This window comes from Haloarcula onubensis, assembly GCF_031624605.1.
GTDB lineage: Archaea > Halobacteriota > Halobacteria > Halobacteriales > Haloarculaceae > Haloarcula > Haloarcula onubensis.
This window is the reverse complement of sequence record NZ_JAMQOS010000001.1, coordinates 962,921-982,518: the sequence shown is the minus strand read 5'-3', so window position 1 is coordinate 982,518 and position 19,598 is coordinate 962,921. Positions and strand designations below refer to the sequence as shown.

Sequence of the window (19,598 nt, the reverse complement as noted above, 5' to 3'; positions counted from 1 at the left end):
GCCCGCGACAGCCGGAACGGACGGCACACAGTGTCCGATATCGTGTCGCGCGCGCTGTCGCGCGCTCGTTCGAGCGTGGCAAACAGTCCCGTAAACGACCACATATGCTTTGCTAGCACTGCCCGACCGGGGGTTAAGGCTTCGTTCGTCCCCTGTGAGTGTGATGTAGGCGGGAGGTACGGCCGGTAATCACCCCGGCCGCCCAAACATTTATACGTAATTAGCTGTTCTCCGTAAAAGAACACATGGAACGGCCGACGCGCCAGCGGGACACGGACCAGGAGGAGCGTGAGCAGTCGTCCGAGAGCACGGGCCAGCAGACCTGCCCCGAGTGTGAGTCGGAGTCTATCACCAGCGACGGCGGGGGCGAACTCGTCTGCGAGGACTGTGGCCTCGTCATCGAAGACGAGAACATCGACCGCGGACCGGAGTGGCGCGCGTTCAACCACTCCGAACGCCAGTCCAAATCCCGTGTCGGGGCCCCAACGACACAGACGATGCACGACAAGGGGCTGACGACACAGATAGACTGGAAGGACAAGGACGCCTACGGCCGCTCGCTCTCCTCGGAGAAACGCTCGCAAATGCATCGACTGCGCAAGTGGCAGGAGCGAATTCGCACGAAGGACGCCGGCGAACGCAACCTGCAGTTCGCGCTGTCGGAGATAGACCGCATGGCCTCCGCGCTGGGTGTCCCGCGCTCGGTGCGGGAGGTCGCCTCGGTCATCTACCGGCGCGCCCTCAACGAGGACCTCATCCGCGGACGTTCCATCGAAGGCGTCGCCACCGCCTGTCTGTACGCCGCCTGCCGACAGGAGGGCATCCCGCGCAGCCTCGAAGAGGTGTCGGACGTCTCCCGCGTCGAACAGAAGGAGATCGGGCGGACGTATCGGTACGTCGCCCAGGAACTCGAACTGAAGATGGAGCCGGTCGACCCCAAGCAGTACGTCCCCCGCTTTGCCTCCGAACTCGACCTCTCCGAGGAGGTCCAGTCGAAGGCCAACGAGATAATCGACACCACCGCCGAGCAGGGCCTGCTCTCGGGCAAGTCCCCGACCGGCTACGCCGCCGCCGCCATCTACGCCGCCTCGCTTTTGTGTAACGAGAAGAAGACCCAGCGCGAGGTCGCCGACGTCGCCCAGGTGACGGAGGTCACCATCCGGAACCGCTACCAGGAACAGATAGAAGCGATGGGCATCCACTGAAGGACCCGTCGTCGGACGGTCCCGGGACGCGCCGACCCGAGGTCGGTGCCGACCACAGCGGTCCCCGTGACGACTCTCCGACTCTTCCGTGTTAGTCAGCCGTGACGGCAGTTCTATCGGTAGCTGTGACCGTCTCCATGGTCAGCCACGCGTGCAAGGCGATGGTGCCGAAGCCGACCTTCGTCACGACGTCTAAGTAGACGATGACCAGCGAGGCCGTCTCGACGTCCATCAGGCCGACGCCCGAGGCGCCGAGCAACCAGACGACCGGGTACACCGACCAGAGGACCACGACGAAGTTCCGCAGCGTCCGGTAGAGACTGGCCCCGACGTCAGACAGCGCGACGACCGCGGCGTCGCCCACGTCGCCGTACAGCAGGCGGACGACCCCGGCAAACGAGACCGCTCCGAGGACGAACAGCGCGTAGGCGAGCGCCCCGCTGGCTACCGCCCCGGCGAACCCGAAGACGATGGTGAGCGCCTGCAGGCCGACCAGTTTGCCGATAGTCTCCCGGTTCGCGTGTGCGAGCAGGCCCAGGTACAGGACGTTTATCGGCGTCGTCAGCAGCCAGTCGACGTAGCGGACGACGTAGACCGTGTGGCCCCCGCCGTCTATCGCGCCGACGCCGAGGACCAGCAGGAGATACGCGACGATGGCGATGCCGGGAATCGCCACGAGTAAGAGATACCGTCTGCGCGTTCGTTCGGGGACGAGCGTGTAGCCGTAGGCCAGCAGCGCGGTCCCGAGCAGTTCGCCGAGCAGTCCCAGCGTGAACCAGGTCGTTATCGTCGTCATGGTCAGTCGTCCCCCGTAGCGGCCGCCCCGGTCGAGTCGTCGAGTCCGGCCTCGCCGACCTCGAACTGGCCGAGGACGGATTCGAGGTCCTCGGCCCGGTCACGCAGTTCCTGGGCGGAGTCCGTCACCGTGCCGATGGAGGCCGCCTGGTCGTCGGCCGCGCCGGCGACGGTGTCGGCCTCGGCCGCCGTCTGCTGTGAGATAGTGGCGAGTTCGTCGATGGTCGTCATCACGTCCTGTGCGGTTCGGGCCTGTTGCTCCGTCGCCCGGTCTATCTCCTGGATACCGGAGTCGACCTCCTCCGTGTACTCGACGATGGTCTCTAAGGCGTCGACGGTCTCCTCGACGGTCTCGACGCCCTCGGAGATGCGCTCGCTCGTCGACTCGATGGTCTCGACGGTGTCGCCGGCCTGGGACTGGATGCGGTCGATGCGGTCCTCGATGTCGGCTGCGGCGGCCTTCGTCTCCTCCGCGAGCCCCTTGATCTCGTCGGCGACAACGGCGAACCCCGCCCCGTCGCCGTCGGCGTGAGCCGCCTCGATGGAGGCGTTCAGCGCCAGCATGTTCGTCTGCTCGACGATGTTCGTGATGACGCTCACGATGTCGCCGATCTCGTCTAAGTCGTCCTCCAGGGCGTTTATCTCGCTGACCGTCTCGGCGGTCTCGTCGTCGATAGCGCTCATCTCCGCGATGGCGTCCTGGGCGGCCTCGCGGCCGTCCTCCCCGACCTCGGCTGCGGCCTCGGACGTGTTCGCGACCTCCTGGGCGGAGGCGGCGACCTCCTCGGCAGTCGCCGAGAGGTTGTCCATCTCGGTGGAGCCCTCCTGTAACCGCTCGCTCTGTTCCGTCGCGCCGTCGAAAATCTCCTCGATGGAGTTGGAGACCTGCTGGCTCGCCATCCCGACGCGCTCGGCGTTAGTCTCGACCCGGTCGCTCGCTCCCAACACGTTGTCGGCGAAATCCTGCATGTCCGCGATTGTGCCTTCCAGGGCGTCGAGCGTCGCGTTGATTTCGCGACCGACCTCGGCCATCGCGTCGCTCATGCTCTCGGTGTCGACGCGGGCGGTGAGGTCACCGTCGGCGGCCGACTCGAGTGTGCGCGAGTACTCGCTGGCCTTCAGTTCGAGGTGACTCGAGAGGGCCTGCATCTCGTTGCGTTCGGCCTCGACTTCGGTCCGCGCGTCCTGGGCCTCCCGTTTCGCCGACTCGGCCTCCTCGCGTGCGGCTTCCGCGTCGGCTATCTCCGCCCGGAGATTCGACCGCATGTTGTCGAACGCGCCGTACAGCGTGCCGAACTCGTCCGTCCGGGCCGTTTCGAGGTCGACGTCGAGGTCGCCGCCGGCCATCGCTTCCGCCTTCGAGGAGAGCCGGCGCAGCGAGGCGATGGTGCTACCGCCGATGGTCACCCCGACCAGCCCGAGGTTGATGACCGCGAGCAGGATGAGTCCCACGAGGTCCGAGTTTATCTGGTCTGAGAGCGCGTAGGCCTGGTCGCGGTCGGCGTGGACCATCACGACCCAGTCGTGGGAGTCGAGCCTGGAGAGCCCCATGAGCATGGTTTCACCCTCGACGAACGTGCTCTCGCTCGCGTCGAGCGACCCGAGGGGGTCACCGTCGGCGTTCGCGACCGCGGCGATGGTCCCGATACGCGAACTGTTTGGGTGGGCGATGAACTCGCCCTCGCCGTTGACGACCGTGGTATAGGAGCCCTCACGCTGGTTCGATATCGATTCGGCCCGCGCCTCCAGGTCGGTCATGTAGACGATGGCGCGGTCTTCGGCACCGGCCACCGGCGAGACGACGGCGATGATGGGGTGGTCGACGACCGACACCGCGAACGGGTCGGTGACGTGGGTGTCGTCGGGCCCGCTGAACTCGGGCGGGTCCGTCGCGAACGGCGCGCCCTGTTCGGTGGCGTTGACGCCGACGAACTGGTCGTTCGAACTGGCGAGGATGGTTCCGTCGGCCGTGTTGACGTAGTGGACTGCCACGACGTCGGGCGGGACTTCCTCGTTTTCGACCAGCCCCGTGAGTCTGCTCTGGACGGCCGACTGCGAGCCGTCGGCGAAGACGGGCAAGCGCGACGTCGTGCGGACGTCGCGTCGGGCCGTCGTCAGCCAGCCGTCCAGCTGTGCCGCCTGCGTGTCGGACAGCGCCGTCGTGTCGCGCTCGACGTCCTCCGCGAGCGTCGCGGACGCCTGGGCGCTGATGACAGCGCCGAAGGCGACGACGACGACGATGGCGAACGCGAGCGCGAGGCCGAGTCGCGCGGCGTAACTGTCGCCGACGAGGCTCGGCAGCGGCGAATCACGGTCTGTTGACATCCCGTGTATGTCAGGGAATCGCCGTTTAAAGCGTTCCTCCGCGATTTTCACGGTTGATAAACCCAGGGCGCGGCGACAGTGTCAGCGACCCGCCAAAACAGTGATGGGTCCGGACGGGCGATGATTGTGCTATCCACCCATGACCTCGGAGAGAGACCCCGGCGCGCTCGTCGCCGAGGTTCTCACCGCGACCGACGTGGACCGCGACCACGTCCCGCGACTGCTCGACCTCCTCGACGTCGGTGACCGGCAGGTCCGTCTGGGCGCGGCGACGGCGCTGTGTGTCGTCGCCGACGCCCATCCCGGGACAGCGGCCTCGCTGGTCGGGCGGCTCGCGGACCGGGCCGACGACTCCCTGGCCGCCGCGCTCGCGCTCGACTACCTCGCCGAGCGGTATCCGACGGTCGTCGAGGAGCGCCTGGACCGGTGGGAGACGACCGGCGAACCCACCCGCGGTGTCGAGCGGTCGACGCCCACCCGCGGCGGGTCCGACGACAGGGCGGTCGGCCGGACCAGAATCGCCGGCCGGGGGACCGACGACGACGGTCGGCAGGTGTACAGCGGCGACGAGGACGACGAGAGTCAGCCCCGGGCGGGCGGCGACGAGGACGAGGGCAACACCATGGGCCAGCGGCCGCGGGCGGCCGACGCCGAGTGGCGCTCGCTCGTCGAGTACGAGAGCCAGTTCGACCGTCTCAGCGTGCTGGCCCCGCGTGAGCGGCGCCGCTACGGCGACACCTACCGGACGCTGGGCGTCGCCGACGAGACCGAGTACGCGGTCGCCCTGCGACTGCTCGACGGACCCGACGGGACCGACGCGTCGTTCGAACGGGCACTGGCCGCCCGGCTCGAAGAGTGGTCGACCGTGGCCGACGTCGAGAACGTCCTGACGCTGTACGACTGGAGTGAAGAGCCCCGGCCCTGGCTGGCGACCGAGTACACGGCGGAGACGCTGGCCGACCGGGACCGGTTTTCGACGGTGGAGGCCGCCTGGCACGCCGAGCGACTCGCGGGAGCGGTCGCGACGCTCCACGAGCGCGGGGTCGTCCACGCCGGCGTCGACGCCGAGTCGGTCGCCTACTACGGGAACGTCATCGAGGAGAGCGACCGGCAGCCCCCGCTGCTCGACGCCCCCGGGCTGCTGTCGGTGTACCGTCACCGGTTCGACCCGGCGCGGTTCCTCGACCCGCGCTACGCCGCCCCGGAGTACTACCAGCGGCGCTTCGGCCGCGTCGACCACGCCACCGACATCTACGGGCTCGGCGCGGTCTGTTACCGGCTGTTCACCGGGGAGCCGCCCTACTCCGGTGCGTTCGACTCGGTCCGGGACGGCGTGCTGTCGGCCGGGCCGCCCGAGCCGTCGGCCGTCGCGGACGTACCGCCCGCCGTCGACGACATCGTCGGCAAGGCGATGGCCCGCCGGAAGCTCGGCCGCTACGAGACGGCGGCCCACCTCCGGCAGGAACTCCAGGGGCTGCGGGGTGAGGATGCGTAGCGTCGCTGTCGGCCTGCCGTACGCGGATAACAACCCGAATCTGACGTTCATCTTCTTTATCGCGCTGACGCTGCTCGCGGTGCTGGGGCTCCGGTTCAGTTACTACGCCTACCGGAATCGGCAGACGGGCGCGCTCGGGACCGGCGAGCGACTGTGGGAGACGCTGGTGCTCGCCGGGCTGTTCGCGGTCGGGTTCGCCCTGCTGGGGCTGGTCGAACTCCTGACCGTCTACGTCCTTCCCTTCAAGATGGCGCTGCTGCTTGCTGCGGTGTTCGTCCTGTCAGTCTCGCTGCGGGTGCTGTACCGCAGCGTCGTCCCGGTCACGGCGGGGGACGCGGCCGACCCGGAACGGGAGCTGACCCGGGGCGCCGTCGTCGGCGTCTCGGTCGTCTTCGCGGGGCTCGCACTGGTCGGACGCCACCCGCTCGTCCTGGCGGTCACGGGCGCGAGCGCGCTCGGATTCGCGCTGGCGGGCGGGCACTACGGCCGCCGCGGGGCGGCCGAGGCGCGGGTCCAGGGGACCGTCGCCGATACGCTGTTGCGCCACCTGCTCCCGGTGTTGCTCTTCGCCGCGCTGGTGCCTGCCCTGGAGCTGGCCGTCCTCGTCGGCCTCGACCGCATCGTCGTCCTCCACGTCCAGGTCGTCTTCGTCATCATGACCGCGACGACGCTGATGACGGCGACTATCAAACTCAGGCAGAACCTGGCGGGCCTGTAGCCCGTCTGAGAGCGGCGTCGCGGAGCCGTGCCGGCGGGGCCTTCTCGGGGAGCGTCGCCTCGGACGCGTCTATATAGTTGGCGGGCTCGGCTATTGATTGCTTGCCAACTTTTATCCGAGTGTCTCTGTTTCCGGTAGACATGCAATCCAGCGGCGAATCGGGCGGCGTCGCTCGGTTCGACGTCGAAAACATCGGTGGTATCGGCCGGACGACGGTCTCGATATCTCCCGGCGTCACCGTGCTGACAGGCGAGAACGCCACGAATCGGACCTCGTTTCTGCAGGCGGTCATCGCGGCGATGGGCAGTACGGCGGCGACGCTCAAGGGCGACGCCGACGAGGGGTCCGTCCGGCTGAACCTGGACGGGGAGACGTACGAGCGCCGACTCGAACGGGCCGGGGACGACACTCGGTACACGGGCGAGGGGTACCTGGACGACGCGACCGTCGCGGAGCTGTTCGCCTTTCTCCTGGAGCGCAACGAGGCTCGCCAGTCCGTGGCCGCCGGCGGAGACCTCCGGGAGCTCATCATGCGACCGGTCGACACGGCGGCCATCGCGGCCGACGTCGAGCGGCTCGAAGCTGAGAAAGCCCAGCTGACCGAGCAGCTGTCGGCTCTCGAAGAGCGCAAACAGGAACTCGCGGACCTGAAGGCTCGCCGGGACGACCTGAGCGAGCAGATAGCGGCAAAGCGGGCGGCCCTGGCCGAGAAGGAAGCGGAGATAGACGAGACGGACGTCGAGCGACACCGACGGGACCGGGCCGAGTTCGAACAGACGTTGACCGAGTTGCGAGAGACGCGGTCGGAGCTCGAGACCGTCCGGCGGGACATCGAGGCCCAGTCCGAGAGCGTCGCCTCGCTGCGGCGGGAGCAGTCGGAGTTGGAGACGGAGCGCGACGAGCTGTCGGCGGCGCCAGACGGCGACCACGAGCGCCTCGACCGGGAGATACGCGAACTCCGCGCCCGCCGCCAGTCGCTGAACACGGCGCTATCCGACCTGCAGGGGGTCATCGAGTACAACGAGGAACGGCTGGCGGGAGACGTGACCGAGATTCGGGAGTTGAGCGGGGAGACGGACGGCGGCACCGGCGAGGGGCTGTTGAGGGCCGAGGCGGGCGTCGTCTGCTGGACCTGTGGTTCGACGGTCGAGCGCGAGCAGATAGAGTCGACGGTGGCGCGGCTCCGGGACCTCCGCGAGGAGAAGCTGGCGGAGCTGGAATCGGTCAAATCGGCGCTGGCGGAGCGAAAGGCCGAGCGGCGGGAACTGGAAGCGACCAGCCGCCGTCGGCGGGAGATAGCGGCCGACCTCGAGGACGTCGAGAGCGAGCGGGCGCGCCGCGAGGAGCGGCTCGAACAGCTCAATCGCCGGCGGTCGGCGCTCACCGAGACGGTCGAACGGCTCGAAGAGACCGTCCAGTCCCTCGAGTCGGCGGAGTTCGAACACGTGCTCGCGCTCCACCGCGAGGCCAACCAGCTCGAGTTCGAACTCGACCGCCTGGCGTCCGAGCGCGAGGCGGTCGTCGCGGACATCGAGGAGCTAGCGGCCACGCTCGGTCGCGCCGAGACGCTCCGGGAGCGGCGGGCCGAAGTCGTCGACGCGCTGACCGACACGCGGCGGCGAATCGACCGCCTCGAACGGGACGCCGTCGAGGCCTTCAACGAACACATGGCGGCCGCGCTCGACATCCTGGAGTACGACAACGTCGAGCGCATCTGGATAGAGCGGCTCCAGGCCGAGGACGACGACCGGGCTGCCTTCGACCTGCACGTCGTCCGCACCACGGCCACGGGCGCGGTCTACGAGGACAGCGTGTCCCACCTCAGCGAGAGCGAGCGAGAGGTGACGGGCCTCGTGTTCGCGCTGGCCGGCTATCTGGTCCACGAACTCCACGAGACGGTACCGTTCGTGCTGCTGGACTCGCTGGAGGCCATCGACGCCGAGCGCATCGCCGCGCTCGTCGATTATCTGGCCGACCACGTCGACTATCTCGTCGTCGCCCTGCTGCCGGAGGACGCGCGGGCGCTCGACGACAGCTACGCCCGAATCAGGTCACTCTGACCCGACACCGTTTACACGGCCCGAAGCGACATCCACGACCAATGGCCCCATCCGACCGACCGGACAGCAAGGTCGCCCGACTCATCGACCGCTACGGGCTCGACGGCCTCGGGGACGAACTCGAACGCCGATGGACCGCCGACGGCGAGGAGCGTCTGAGCCTCCGCGACTGCGCCGCGCTGTTCAACGAGCGGCTGCTCGAAGCGGTGTTGCTGTCCGCCGGCGCGAACGCCCTCCGGCGCGACGTGGCGACGACCTACGAGCGACTGACCGGCGACGACGTGACCGCCGGCGTCCGGACCGAGACCCGGAACCGACTGGCACGCGAGGGAGTCGACGTCGAGGAACTGGAGCGAAACTTCGTCACCTACCAGGCGGTTCGGAGCTACCTCACGGCGTACCGCGACGCCAGCTACGAGGGGCCGTCGGACGCCGAGAAGGTCCGGTCCGACGCCGAGAGCATCCAGCGGCTGCTGGCCCGGACGCTGTCGGTCACGGAGGGCCGCATCGAGAGCCTGCGTGAGACGGGTCGGGTCGACATCGGCGCCTTCGAGGTAGTGCTCGACGCGCAGGTGCTCTGTCAGGACTGTGGGAGCCAGTACGCCGTCTCCGAGTTGCTCGACGCGCGCGGCTGTGACTGCCAGCGGTCGTGACCGCCGGCCCGGGCCCTTATTGGCCGGGCGAACCAGCGTACTGGTGATGCACGCAGTGCGCTATCACGACCACGGCGGTCCCGAGGTACTCACAGTCGACGAGGTAGAGCGGCCCACGCCCGGCCCCGGCGAGGTCGTCGTCGCCGTCGAAGCCGCGGCGGTCAACCCCGTCGACACCTACTTTCGAGAAGGCGCGTACGAACCGGCGGACCTCCCCTGGATTCCGGGGTCGGACTGCGCGGGGACCGTCGCCGCCGTCGGCGAGGGCGTCGACTACGCCGTCGGCGACCGCGTGTTCGCGACCGGGCTTGGCAACTGGCTGCAGGGAACCGCGGCCGAGGCCGCGCTGGTCCCCGACTCGCACCTCGCCGCGCTGCCCGACGGCGTCCCCTTCGAGGACGGCGCCGCGGTCGCGCTGGTCGGCGTGACGGCGTTTCAGTCGCTCATCGCGGCCTGTTCGCTCGAACCGGGCGAGCGCGCGCTCGTCCACGGCGGCAGCGGCGGGGTGGGCCACGTCGCCGTCCAGTTGGCCGCCGCGACGGGCGCGCGGGTCACGACGACGGCCTCGCCCGAGTACCACGACCGACTCCGAGAGCTAGGCGCGGACGACGCCTTCGACTACCGACGGGACGACCTCGCCGACGCCGTCGTCGACGCGGGCCGACCGGACGTGATTCTGGACCACCGGCTCGACGACTACCTCGCCCTCGACGCCGAGGTGACCGCCCAGGGCGGACGCATCGCCGCCATCGGGAACACGGAGCCCGACGCGACCTTCGAGAACGTCCCCCGCTGTCGGGCGAAGGCGCTCTCGGTCCACCACGTCTCGATGTTCAACACGCCCGACTTCGGCGACGTGCTTGCGCGACTGGCCGTCCTGCTGGCCGACGGCGACCTCGAAGCGGAGATAGCCGGTCGGTACGACCTCGACGAGGTGGCCCAGGCTCAGCGCGACGTGCTGGGCGAGAGCGTCCTCGGGAAGCTGGTCGTCCGCCCCTGAACGCTTAACCCGGTGCCGGCCCACTGCTGTCATATGTCCGTCAGTTTCGATTTCGACGGCGAGGTCGCACTGGTCACCGGCGTCGGCGGGGCGCTGGGCAGTTCGGTCGCCGACGCCTTCCTGGAAGCGGGCGCCACGGTCTGTGGCGCCGACGTGGTCGAGCCCGACAGCGACGATTTTCAACTCGACGACCCCGACCGCATCCACTTCCACCAGGGCGATTTCACCGACGAGGGAGACGTCGCCGAGACGGTCGCGGCCGTCGTCGAGGAGCACGGGCGGTTGGACTACCTGCTGAACATCGCCGGGACCTGGCGCGGCGGCGACCCCATCCACGAGACCGACGCGGACACGTTCGATTTCCTCTTCGGGGTCAACCTCAAGACGATGTTCCTGGCGTCGAAACACGCGCTCCCGCACATCCGGGACACCGAGGGCGCCGTCGTCTCGGTGTCGGCGCGCTCGTCGCTTGAGGGCGGCGAGGGCGACGGTATCTACCGCGCGACCAAGGCCGGCGTCCGCATCCTGACCGAGACCATCGCCGAGGAGAACCTCGGCACCGTGCGAGCGAACAGCGTCATGCCCAGCGTCATCGACACGCCGATGAACCGCGACATGATGCCCGACGCCGACTTCGACGCGTGGGTCGACCCCGAGGAAATCGCCGCCGTCATGCTGTTTCTTTGCTCCGACGCGGCGGGGGTCACGAGTGGCGCCGCCGTCCCGGTGTACGGCGAAGCGTAGCGAGACGTACACCGAGCAGAGGCGGCGCCGCTCACGAGAAACGAGCCGTCCCGGTGTACGGCGAAGCGTAGCGCCCGCTGCTTCCCGCCGACCCGCTCGCCGTCTCGTCGGCGAGCAAGCGAAGGCGGGAGGGTGAGACGTACACCGAGCAGAGGCGGCGCCGCTCACGAGAAACGAGCCGTGCCGGTGTACGGCGAAGCGTAGGGTACAACGCTTCCCGGCGTCCCGGTCGCTGTCTTGTCAGCGACCGAGCAGAGCCGGGTCGGGTGACGACGCTTCCCGCCGACCGCTCGCCGTCTCGTCGGCGAGCAAGCGAAGGCGGGAGGGTGAGACGTACACCGAGCGGAGCCACGGCGTCGAATCAGTGACAACCACAGTTGTTAACAGCGCCACCGAAATAGCTCCGGACGAGAATGTCTGATCGAGAGACCTGGGCAACTCGGCCCGGGTTTATACTGGCAGCTATCGGGAGCGCAGTCGGTCTCGGGAACCTCTGGCAGTTCCCGTTCAAGACCGCGACCAACGGCGGCGCCGCATTCGTCGCCTTCTACCTCGTCGCGGTCGTCCTCATCGGCTTCCCGGCGATGCTGGCGGAGTTCGTCATCGGGCGGCGGACCCACGTCAACGCCGTCGACGCCTTCGAGCGGCTGGGCCACCGGCAGTGGCGCGCCGTCGGCGCCCTCGCCGTCGTCACGGGCTTCTGGATTCTCTCGTACTACAACGTCGTCGGCGGGTGGGTGCTGCGCTACATCCTGGGCAGCGCCCGGGGCGCGTACTTCGCCGACCCCGGCGGCTACTTCGGGGCGGTCTCGGCGGGCCCCGAGGCGGTCCTCGCGCAGGCGCTGTTCCTGGCGCTGGTCGTCGGTATCGTCGCGCTGGGTATCGAGGACGGCATCGAGAAAGCGACGAAGCTGATGGTGCCAAGCATCGTCGTCCTGATGGTCGGGCTGGCGGCCTGGGTGGCGACGCTGCCGGGCGCCGGGGCGGGCTACGAGTTCTTCCTCTCGCCGGACCTGGGCACGATGGTCGACAACGCCGGGAGTATCATCCCCTTCGCCGTCGGCCAGGCCTTCTTCACGCTCTCGCTGGGGATGGCCATCATGGTGACCTACTCCTCCTACGTCGGCGGCGAGGACAACCTCATCACCGACGGCGGCGCAATCGTCGTGACGAACACGCTCGTGGGCGTGCTGGCCGGGCTCGTCGTCTTCCCCATCCTGCTGACCATCGGCGCGGACATCACCAGTGACACGACCGGCGCGGGCGCGCTGTTCGTCGCCACCGCCGCCGGCTTCGGCTCGGTCCCGTTCGGCCGGCTGTTCGGTGTCGTCTTCTTCGGCGTCGTCCTCATCGCGGCGCTGTCCTCGGCTATCAGCCTGCTGGAGGTCACGGTCGCTTACGCCAACGACAACTACGACATCCCACGGACCGTGCTCGCGCCCGCCGTCGGCGTCGGCCTGTTCCTGCTCGGCCTCCCCTCGGCGTGGGACACGGCCTGGCTGACGTGGTTCGACAGCTTCGCCTACCAGGTCTTTCTCCCGCTGTCCGTGCTGGCGACGGCGGTATTCGTCGGCTGGGTCATCGGCGAGGACGCCGTCGCGGAACTCCGAGAGGGCGCCGGCGGTATCGGCGCGGCCGGCGGCGTCTGGCTGTGGACGGTTCGCGTGCTCGTTGTCGCTGCCGTCCTGCTGACGCTCGGCCTCGGCATCAACGAGATGTTCCTCGTCGACGGCGCCGACTTCTTCGCGCCGTTCTGACGCTCCGCACCCGACGCGTTTTTACCCGCCCGCACGGACCGGGGGACGATGACGAGAGCGACGTGGGCCACACGACTCGGGTTCGTACTCGCGGCAGTCGGGAGCGCCGTCGGGCTTGGAAACATCTGGCGGTTCCCGTGGCTGACCGCGACCAACGGCGGGTCGGCGTTCCTGCTGCTGTACGTCGTCGTGATACTGCTCGTTGGGGTGCCGGGGCTCCTCGGCGAGATGGTCATCGGTCGCCGAAGCCGGCGCAATCCCGTCGGCGCCTTCGACGCGCTCGGCGGCCGTCGCTGGCGCCCGCTGGGCGGGCTGGCGCTGGTCGCGTCGGTCGTGGTGCTCTCCTTTTACAGCGTCGTCGGCGGCTGGATACTCCGGTACACGGTCGCCAGCGCGACGGGAGCGTACTTCGACGCGCCGCAGGCGTACTTCGCCGCCATCGACTTCGGCCCCGCTGCGGCCGGGTTCCACGCGCTGTTCCTGCTTGCCACCGTCGCCGTCGTCTACGCCGGCGTCGACAGGGGCATCGAGGTGGCGACGACGGTGATGGTGCCCGGCATCGTGCTCCTCTTTACCGGCCTCGCCGTCTGGGTGGCGACCCTGCCGGGGAGCGCCGGCGGGTACGCGTTCTACCTCTCGCTGGACGTGGCGTACCTCCGGACGAACTTCTTCGAGGTGCTCGTCGCCGCGGCCGGCCAGGCGCTGTTTACCCTCTCGGTCGGGGCCGGCGCGATGCTCACCTACGCCTCCTACCTCGACGAGGACCGCTCGCTGGTCGCCGACGGCGCGCTCATCGCCGGGTTGAACACCGCCATCGGCGTCCTCGCGGGGCTCGTTATCTTCCCGCTGCTGTACTCGCTCGACGTCCCGCCGGGGGCGGGCGGCCCCGGCGCGCTGTTCGTCGGGCTGGCCGGCGCGTTCGCCGACCTCCCGTTCAGCCGCCTCGTCGGGGTCGTCTTCTTCGGCGTCGTCCTGCTGGCCGCGCTGTCGTCGGCCATCAGTATCTTCGAGGTGCTCGTCGCCTACCTCGTCGACGAACACGCTTTCGAGCGACCGCGGGCGACCGCCGGGGTCGGTGGGCTGTTCTTGCTCACCGGCACCGCCGCGGCGCTCTCGCCGACGCTGTTTACGCTGCTCGCCGACACCGTCGCCAATCTCGCGCTGACCGCCGGACTGCTGGGCTTCCTGCTGTTCGCCGGGTGGGTGCTCGGGGCGGCGGCACTCGACGAGTTCCGGACGGGCGCCGGCGCGGTCGCGCGGCTGACGGCTCGCCCGTGGTACTACACGGTCGCCGTCGTCCTGCCACTGTTCCTCGCGTTCACGTTCGTCTCCGGGCTGGGTACCGTTCTCGGCGTCCCGCTGTCGGCCCCGCAAGCGGCCGGCGTCGCGACGGTCGGCGTCGCCGGCGCTATCGCACTCCTGTGGCACCGGGCCGAGCCCGCGGTCTGAAACCCGGCCACAGCGACGGATAGAAACCCCGATACGCCTCGGGGCCAACCACCCGACAATGGAACGCGGAGCGATAGACGTGGCGTCGCTGCCGGGCGGTATCGACCTGCAGGCGACCGTCGAGAGCGGCCAGTCGTACCTCTGGGACCGGGAGGACGGGCAGATGTACGAGCGCACCGCCGCAAGCGGCGGCGACGCGTGGTACTGGACGACGCTACGGGTCGACGGCGACCCGGAGGTCCTCCGGGTTCGCCAGACCGGCGGCGCGCTGGAGTGGGAAGCCTCCTTCGACGCGGCGGACGCGCTCCACACGCTGCTCGGACTCGGCGACGACCTGCCGGCCATCCGCGAGACGGCCCCGCCCGACGCCGTCGTCGAGGAGGCCTACGACGCCTACTGGGGGATGCGCATCGTCCGCGACCCCGTCTTTCCCACCCTTATCTCCTTTATCTGCTCGGCCCAGATGCGCGTCGGCCGCATCCACGGGATGCAACAGGCGTTGCGCCGCGAGTTCGGCGAGCCGGTCGCGTTCGAGGGCGGCACCTACCGAGCGTTCCCCACGCCCGAGGCCCTCGCGAACGCGAGCGAGGGCGACCTCCGGGAGCTCAGTCTGGGTTATCGGGCCCCCTACGTCAAGCGCACGGCCGAGATGGTCGCCGACGGCGAGGCCCACCCCGAGGACGCCCGTGGGCTGGGGTTCGAGGAGGCCCGCGAATCGCTCACCCGGTTCGTCGGCGTCGGCGACAAGGTGGCCGACTGCATCCTCCTGTTCTCGCTGGGCTATCTGGAAGCGGTGCCACTGGACACGTGGATTCAGACGACCATCGCCGAGTTCTACCCCGACTGTGACCGCGGCAACTACGCCGACACCTCCCGCGCGATTCGGGAGACGCTCGGCGGCGAGTACGCCGGCTACACGCAGACTTACCTGTTCCACTATCTCCGTTCCGGGGGTCGGGAGCTGTAGTACTGGTCGGGCCGTCAGCGCCGCACCTGTGGACCACCGGACATAACTGCCAGCCGCGTGAACCGACGCCCATGGCACGTAAGCGAGCACACGTGTACGTCTCGGGTCGTGTACAGGGCGTCTTCTTCCGGGCGACGACGCGGGACCGGGCGCAGGACGATGGCGTCGACGGCTGGGTGAAGAACTTAGACGACGGCCGCGTCGAGGCCGTGTTCGAGGGCGATTCCGACGCCGTCGACGAGATGGTCGACTTCTGCTACGAGGGCAGCGACATGGCGAGCGTCAGCACCGTCGAGGTCGAGGAAGAGGAGCCCGAAGGCATCGACGGGTTCCAGATACAGTACTGACCGACCCCCGGCGACCGTCGTCCCCCACCGTTAGAACCGTGGCGGTCGAAGGGCCGGTATGCTCACTGGCTCCGAGATGGCCGTCGTCGACGCGAACGCCGAGGCGCTTGGCGTCCCGCGAAAGCAGTTGATGGAATCGTCCGGTAACGCGGTCGCGCGGGCGGTGCGCGAGCGCGTCGACCCCGGCGCGCAAATCACTGTCGTCGCCGGCCGCGGGAACAACGGTGGCGACGCGCTCGTGGCGGCTCGCTTTCTGGACGAGTACGACTGCCGAGTGGTGCTACTGGGCCGTCCCGATACCATCACCACCGACATCGCCCGGGAGAACTGGGCGGCGCTGGAGCAGGCCGACTACCCCACCGAACAGATTCGGGACTCCTCGCAGTTCGACCTCGGCGACCCCGACCTCGCGGTCGACGCGATGCTCGGGACGGGTATCAGCGGCGCGCTGCGGGAACCGGCCGCCACCGCCGCCGCCGCGATGAACGCGTCCGACGCCGCGGTCCTCTCCGTGGACGTGCCCTCGGGGCTGGACTGTGAGACCGGTGACCTCGCCGAGAACGCCGTCGAGGCCGACCACGTCGTCACGTTCCACGACGCGAAACCCGGCCTGGACGCGCTCGCGGCGTCGGTCACCGTCGCCGACATCGGCATCCCCGCGGCCGCCCAGCGGTTCGTCGAGCGGGGCGACCTCAATCGGCTCTCGCGGGACCCCGCGAGTCACAAGGGCGACAACGGCGAGGTGCTGGTCGTCGGCGGCGGTCCATACACCGGCGCGCCGGCACTGTCCGCGCAGGCGGCGCTACGAGCGGGCGCCGACCTCGTCCGTGTCGCCGCGCCCGACGGCGTCGCCCGCGAGATTCAGGGGTACAGCGAGAACCTCATCGTCCGCGCGTACGACGGCGAGCGACTCGCCCCGACCCACGTCGACTGGCTGGCCGACCTCGCGGCCGACCACGACACGCTCGTGCTGGGGCCGGGCCTGGGCGGCGCCGACGAGACGCTGGAGGCGGTCGGCAGCTTGCTTGAGCGGTTCGAGGGGACCGCCGTCGTCGACGCCGACGCCCTGCAGGTCGTCCCCGAGGTCGAGACCGACGCGGAACTGGTCTGTACACCCCATCAGGGCGAACTCCTGAAGATGGGCGGGGAGACAAGCAACGACTGGCGAGAGCGAGCAGACCTCGTGGAAGGATTCGCCGCCGACATCGGCCACACGCTGCTGGTCAAGGGGGCCGACGACGTTATCTCCGACGGCGAGCGCACGCGGGTCAGCCGGACCGGCAACGCGGGGATGACCGTCGGCGGCACCGGCGACGTGCTCGCGGGCGTGACGGGCGCGCTGGCCTGTGTGCTCGACCCGCGCCACGCCGCCGCCGTCGGCGCCTACGCCAACGGCGCGGCTGGCGACGCGGTCGTCGAGGAGTACGGGTCGGGGCTGGTCGCGACGGACCTGCTTTCGGCGGTACCGGGCGTGCTGTGGGACTGAGTCGGGTCGAGAATCAGGCCGACGCGCCGACGAGGTCGCCGGCCTTCGAGCGGGACTGCTCGACGACGGCGGGGCGGGCCTCGAACTCGATGACGACCTCGTCGCCGTAGTCGACGGTCTCGACGTGGGCGTGGTCGTGTATCCAGGAGACGACGCTCATCGTCTCGTCGGTCATCGGGAGGACGAGCCGTTCGCGCTCGTAGTCGGGCAGTTCGGCGTCGATGCGTTCGGCCAGGGCGTCGACGTTCAGCCCCTCGGCGGCGCTGACCGCGACGGGGTTCGGTGCTAACGCCGACAGCGCCTCGCGCTTGCGCTGAATCTCGGCGTCGTCTACCTTGTCGGTCTTGTTCAGCACGGTGACGATAGGGGCCTCGTTGCGCTCGTAGAGGGTGTCGTGGCTCGTCACCAGTTTCTCGCGAATCTCCTGGACCGATTCGGAGATGTCGACGACCAGCAGGACGAGGTCGGCCCGGTACACCGAATCCAGCGTCGACTTGAACGACTCGACGAGCCAGTGGGGGAGGTCCTGGATGAAGCCGACGGTGTCGGTCACGAGCACCTCGCGCTTGCCGACCGCGGCGCGGCGGGTGGTCGTCCCGAGCGTGGTAAAGAGGCGGTCCTCGCTCTCGGCCGTGGCGTCGAGGTCGGGATGTAAGTCCTCGTTCTGGTCCACGTCGAGGTCCTCGGCGAGGCGACGCAGCAGCGTCGACTTCCCGGCGTTGGTGTAGCCCGCCAGCGCCACGAGGTCGAAGCCCGACTCCCGGCGCTGTCTGCGGCGGTGTCGCTCGGTCTCCTCGATGGATTCGAGCTCGTCGCGGATGTTGGCTATCTGCTTTTTGATGTCCTCCTCGCGGGACTCGTCGTACTCCCCCAGCCCCATGAAGCCGGGGCGCTCGTCGCGTTTCGCGAGGCTGGCCTTGGCCTCGGCCCGCGGTAGCTCGTATCGCAGTTCGGCGAGTTCGACCTGAAGCTGCGCTTTGCGGGTACGGGCGCGCTGGCCGAAGATTTCGAGGATGAGACGGAACCGGTCCATCACGGTCACGCCCTTCGGGAGTTCGTTCCCGATGTTGTAGGTCTGGTAGGGGCCCAACTGGTTGTCGAAGATGACCGTCGTCGCCCCCTCGCGGGCGACGGTGTTTGCCAGCCGCGTCACCTTCCCCTCACCGAGGTGGTAGGCCGGGTCCTCGGTGCGTGTCTGCGTTATCTCGCCGACCACGTCGTAGCCCGCCGCGCGTGCGAGATCCCGAATCTCAGCGGTGTCGGCCTCGCCGCTGTCGACGCGTTTGGCCACGACTGCGCTGTCAGTGGTGTGTGTCGCCGTCACTCACCCGAACGTAGGCCGTCCGATTATTTAATCTACAGGGTCGGGTCCAAAACCCACAGACACGGTCGGAGTAGCACAAAGGATATACACCGTGACGAAAAGGTCTCCAGTATGGCAGGGTTAGCACTCCAACTGGATTTCAGTCTCCAGCAGATGGGGCTCGAACTGGGTACCGGCGCCGTCATCGGCGGCATCATCGGCTTCGCGGCCAAGAAGATAGCGAAACTCATCGCCGTCATCGTCGGCCTGGAGCTGGCGCTGTTCAAGTTCCTGGAGACCCGTGGCATCCTCGAAGTGAACTGGGACGCCATCAGCGGCGCGGCGAAGAACACGACCGCCGGGGCGGGCGCGGCCGCCGGCCAGCCGCCGGGCTGGATAATGTCGCTGCTGTCGGCGCTACCGGTCTCGGCCGGCTTCACCGGCGGCTTCCTGGTCGGCTTCAAGCAGGGATAGTCCGCTTTCTCGCCGTCTATCGCGTGCCGATTTCGTCTTCGTCTTTGATGATGCGGGTCTCGGCTTCGCCGCTCGTGTGTTCGTTGACCAGGTCGTAGAAGTCGTTTTGCATCCCCGCGGGGAACGTGAGCACGCCGACCCAGGAGCCGTCGGCCTGCCACTCCTCGCGTTCGAGTTCCCCGAAGGTCCGAATCTTCGCCTGCGCGCTGCCGGCGTAGTCGGCGGGGACCTGCACGGCGACGGTCACCTCGTCGAAGCGGATGGGAATCACGGGCCGCAGGGCGTCTAAGGCGTCGTCGACCTGCGTCTCGACCGGCTCCATCGGGTCGATGCGGAAGTCCGTCTCCTCCAGGGCCGACTCGATGCGCTCCGGGGGATGGGGCGCGTCGTCCATCTGCGGGTTGACCGCGTTGCGCGTGATGCGCTGGACGAGCTGTCTGTGTTTCTGTTCTTGCATCTCGCGGCGCTGGTCGGCCGTTATCTGTATCTCCCCGCGGGAGATGACCTCGGGGATTATCTCCATGGGCTCGGTGGTCTCGAAGACCTCTTCGAGCATGTTCTCGGGGGGCCGGTCGCCGCGGTCGGCGTCCTCGAAGACGTCCTCGGCGGCGATGACGTCCGCCAGGTCGCCCTCGAACTCGCCGCGTTTGATAGCCAGTGCCGCGTCGGGGTCGACCAGTACCTCGAACCGCTGGCCGTGTGATTCGAGGCGCGCCGTGACCGCCTCGTCGAGTGATATCATAGCTGTCGGTAACGGTGGGGCAGGTAAAGTCCTTACTGCGACTCCGGGAAAGACTGATTACACCGCGTTTGGATAATG

General features: G+C 68.8%; 17 protein-coding genes. 13 read left to right on the top strand and 4 right to left on the bottom strand.

Features of this window, described 5'->3' with window-relative positions; genetic code table 11:
- Positions 1 to 245: 245 nt before the first annotated feature.
- Positions 246 to 1,205 (top strand): transcription initiation factor IIB, encoded by a 960-nt coding sequence (locus NDI86_RS05090; RefSeq protein WP_310899320.1) that lies wholly within the window; start codon positions 246 to 248, stop codon positions 1,203 to 1,205.
- Between the two features lie 91 nt (positions 1,206 to 1,296).
- Here the strand turns inward: NDI86_RS05090 and NDI86_RS05085 are convergent, their stop codons facing one another.
- Positions 1,297 to 2,001 carry a bacteriorhodopsin gene (locus tag NDI86_RS05085; protein WP_310899319.1) on the bottom strand — a complete coding sequence of 235 codons (705 nt, stop codon included), beginning with the start codon at positions 1,999 to 2,001 and terminating at the stop codon, positions 1,297 to 1,299.
- 2 nt (positions 2,002 to 2,003) lie between these two features.
- Positions 2,004 to 4,325 carry a methyl-accepting chemotaxis protein gene (locus NDI86_RS05080; RefSeq protein WP_310899318.1) on the bottom strand — a complete coding sequence of 774 codons (2,322 nt, stop codon included), beginning with the start codon at positions 4,323 to 4,325 and terminating at the stop codon, positions 2,004 to 2,006.
- 139 nt (positions 4,326 to 4,464) lie between these two features.
- Between NDI86_RS05080 and NDI86_RS05075 the strand changes: the two genes are divergently transcribed.
- The 11 genes from NDI86_RS05075 (at position 4,465) to NDI86_RS05025 (ending at position 17,001) form a co-directional block, all read left to right on the top strand.
- Positions 4,465 to 5,820: a protein kinase domain-containing protein gene (locus NDI86_RS05075; RefSeq protein ID WP_310899317.1), complete on the top strand. Its 1,356-nt coding sequence runs from the start codon at positions 4,465 to 4,467 to the stop codon at positions 5,818 to 5,820.
- Complete coding sequence (locus tag NDI86_RS05070) at positions 5,813 to 6,538, top strand: hypothetical protein (protein ID WP_310899316.1); 726 nt, start codon at positions 5,813 to 5,815, stop codon at positions 6,536 to 6,538. The genes NDI86_RS05075 and NDI86_RS05070 overlap by 8 nt, the downstream gene beginning before the upstream one ends.
- Before the next feature lie 140 nt (positions 6,539 to 6,678).
- Positions 6,679 to 8,598: an archaea-specific SMC-related protein gene (locus NDI86_RS05065; protein ID WP_310899315.1), complete on the top strand. Its 1,920-nt coding sequence runs from the start codon at positions 6,679 to 6,681 to the stop codon at positions 8,596 to 8,598.
- Positions 8,599 to 8,639: 41 nt separating this feature from the next.
- Complete coding sequence (gene rdfA / locus NDI86_RS05060; protein ID WP_310899314.1) at positions 8,640 to 9,251, top strand: rod-determining factor RdfA; 612 nt, start codon at positions 8,640 to 8,642, stop codon at positions 9,249 to 9,251.
- 46 nt (positions 9,252 to 9,297) lie between these two features.
- Positions 9,298 to 10,251, top strand: coding sequence for an NADPH:quinone reductase (locus NDI86_RS05055; protein ID WP_310899313.1), 954 nt, complete (start codon positions 9,298 to 9,300; stop codon positions 10,249 to 10,251).
- A gap of 33 nt (positions 10,252 to 10,284) precedes the next feature.
- Positions 10,285 to 10,995: an SDR family oxidoreductase gene (locus NDI86_RS05050; RefSeq protein WP_310899312.1), complete on the top strand. Its 711-nt coding sequence runs from the start codon at positions 10,285 to 10,287 to the stop codon at positions 10,993 to 10,995.
- 413 nt (positions 10,996 to 11,408) lie between these two features.
- The gene (locus NDI86_RS05045; RefSeq protein WP_310899311.1) at positions 11,409 to 12,752 is read left to right on the top strand and encodes a sodium-dependent transporter; all 1,344 of its coding nucleotides are present in this window, start codon (positions 11,409 to 11,411) and stop codon (positions 12,750 to 12,752) included.
- Positions 12,753 to 12,800: 48 nt separating this feature from the next.
- On the top strand, positions 12,801 to 14,201 hold the full coding sequence (locus tag NDI86_RS05040; protein ID WP_310899310.1) for a sodium-dependent transporter: 1,401 nt from the start codon (positions 12,801 to 12,803) through the stop codon (positions 14,199 to 14,201).
- 58 nt (positions 14,202 to 14,259) lie between these two features.
- Positions 14,260 to 15,168 carry a DNA-3-methyladenine glycosylase family protein gene (locus NDI86_RS05035; RefSeq protein ID WP_310899309.1) on the top strand — a complete coding sequence of 303 codons (909 nt, stop codon included), beginning with the start codon at positions 14,260 to 14,262 and terminating at the stop codon, positions 15,166 to 15,168.
- 71 nt (positions 15,169 to 15,239) lie between these two features.
- Positions 15,240 to 15,515, top strand: a complete 276-nt coding sequence (locus tag NDI86_RS05030; RefSeq protein ID WP_310899308.1) for an acylphosphatase — start codon at positions 15,240 to 15,242, stop codon at positions 15,513 to 15,515.
- A 58-nt stretch (positions 15,516 to 15,573) separates the two neighbouring features.
- Positions 15,574 to 17,001 carry an NAD(P)H-hydrate dehydratase gene (locus NDI86_RS05025; protein ID WP_310899307.1) on the top strand — a complete coding sequence of 476 codons (1,428 nt, stop codon included), beginning with the start codon at positions 15,574 to 15,576 and terminating at the stop codon, positions 16,999 to 17,001.
- A gap of 13 nt (positions 17,002 to 17,014) precedes the next feature.
- Here the strand turns inward: NDI86_RS05025 and hflX are convergent, their stop codons facing one another.
- Entirely contained in the window at positions 17,015 to 18,325 is a 1,311-nt protein-coding gene (gene hflX / locus NDI86_RS05020) for a GTPase HflX (protein WP_310899306.1), read from the bottom strand.
- Between the two features lie 111 nt (positions 18,326 to 18,436).
- Here hflX and NDI86_RS05015 point away from each other — a divergent pair, with 111 nt between their 5' ends.
- Positions 18,437 to 18,778, top strand: coding sequence for an FUN14 domain-containing protein (locus tag NDI86_RS05015; protein ID WP_310899305.1), 342 nt, complete (start codon positions 18,437 to 18,439; stop codon positions 18,776 to 18,778).
- Positions 18,779 to 18,794: 16 nt separating this feature from the next.
- Here NDI86_RS05015 and NDI86_RS05010 read toward each other — a convergent pair whose 3' ends face one another.
- Positions 18,795 to 19,520 carry a ribosome assembly factor SBDS gene (locus NDI86_RS05010; protein ID WP_310899304.1) on the bottom strand — a complete coding sequence of 242 codons (726 nt, stop codon included), beginning with the start codon at positions 19,518 to 19,520 and terminating at the stop codon, positions 18,795 to 18,797.
- Positions 19,521 to 19,598 lie beyond the last annotated feature (78 nt).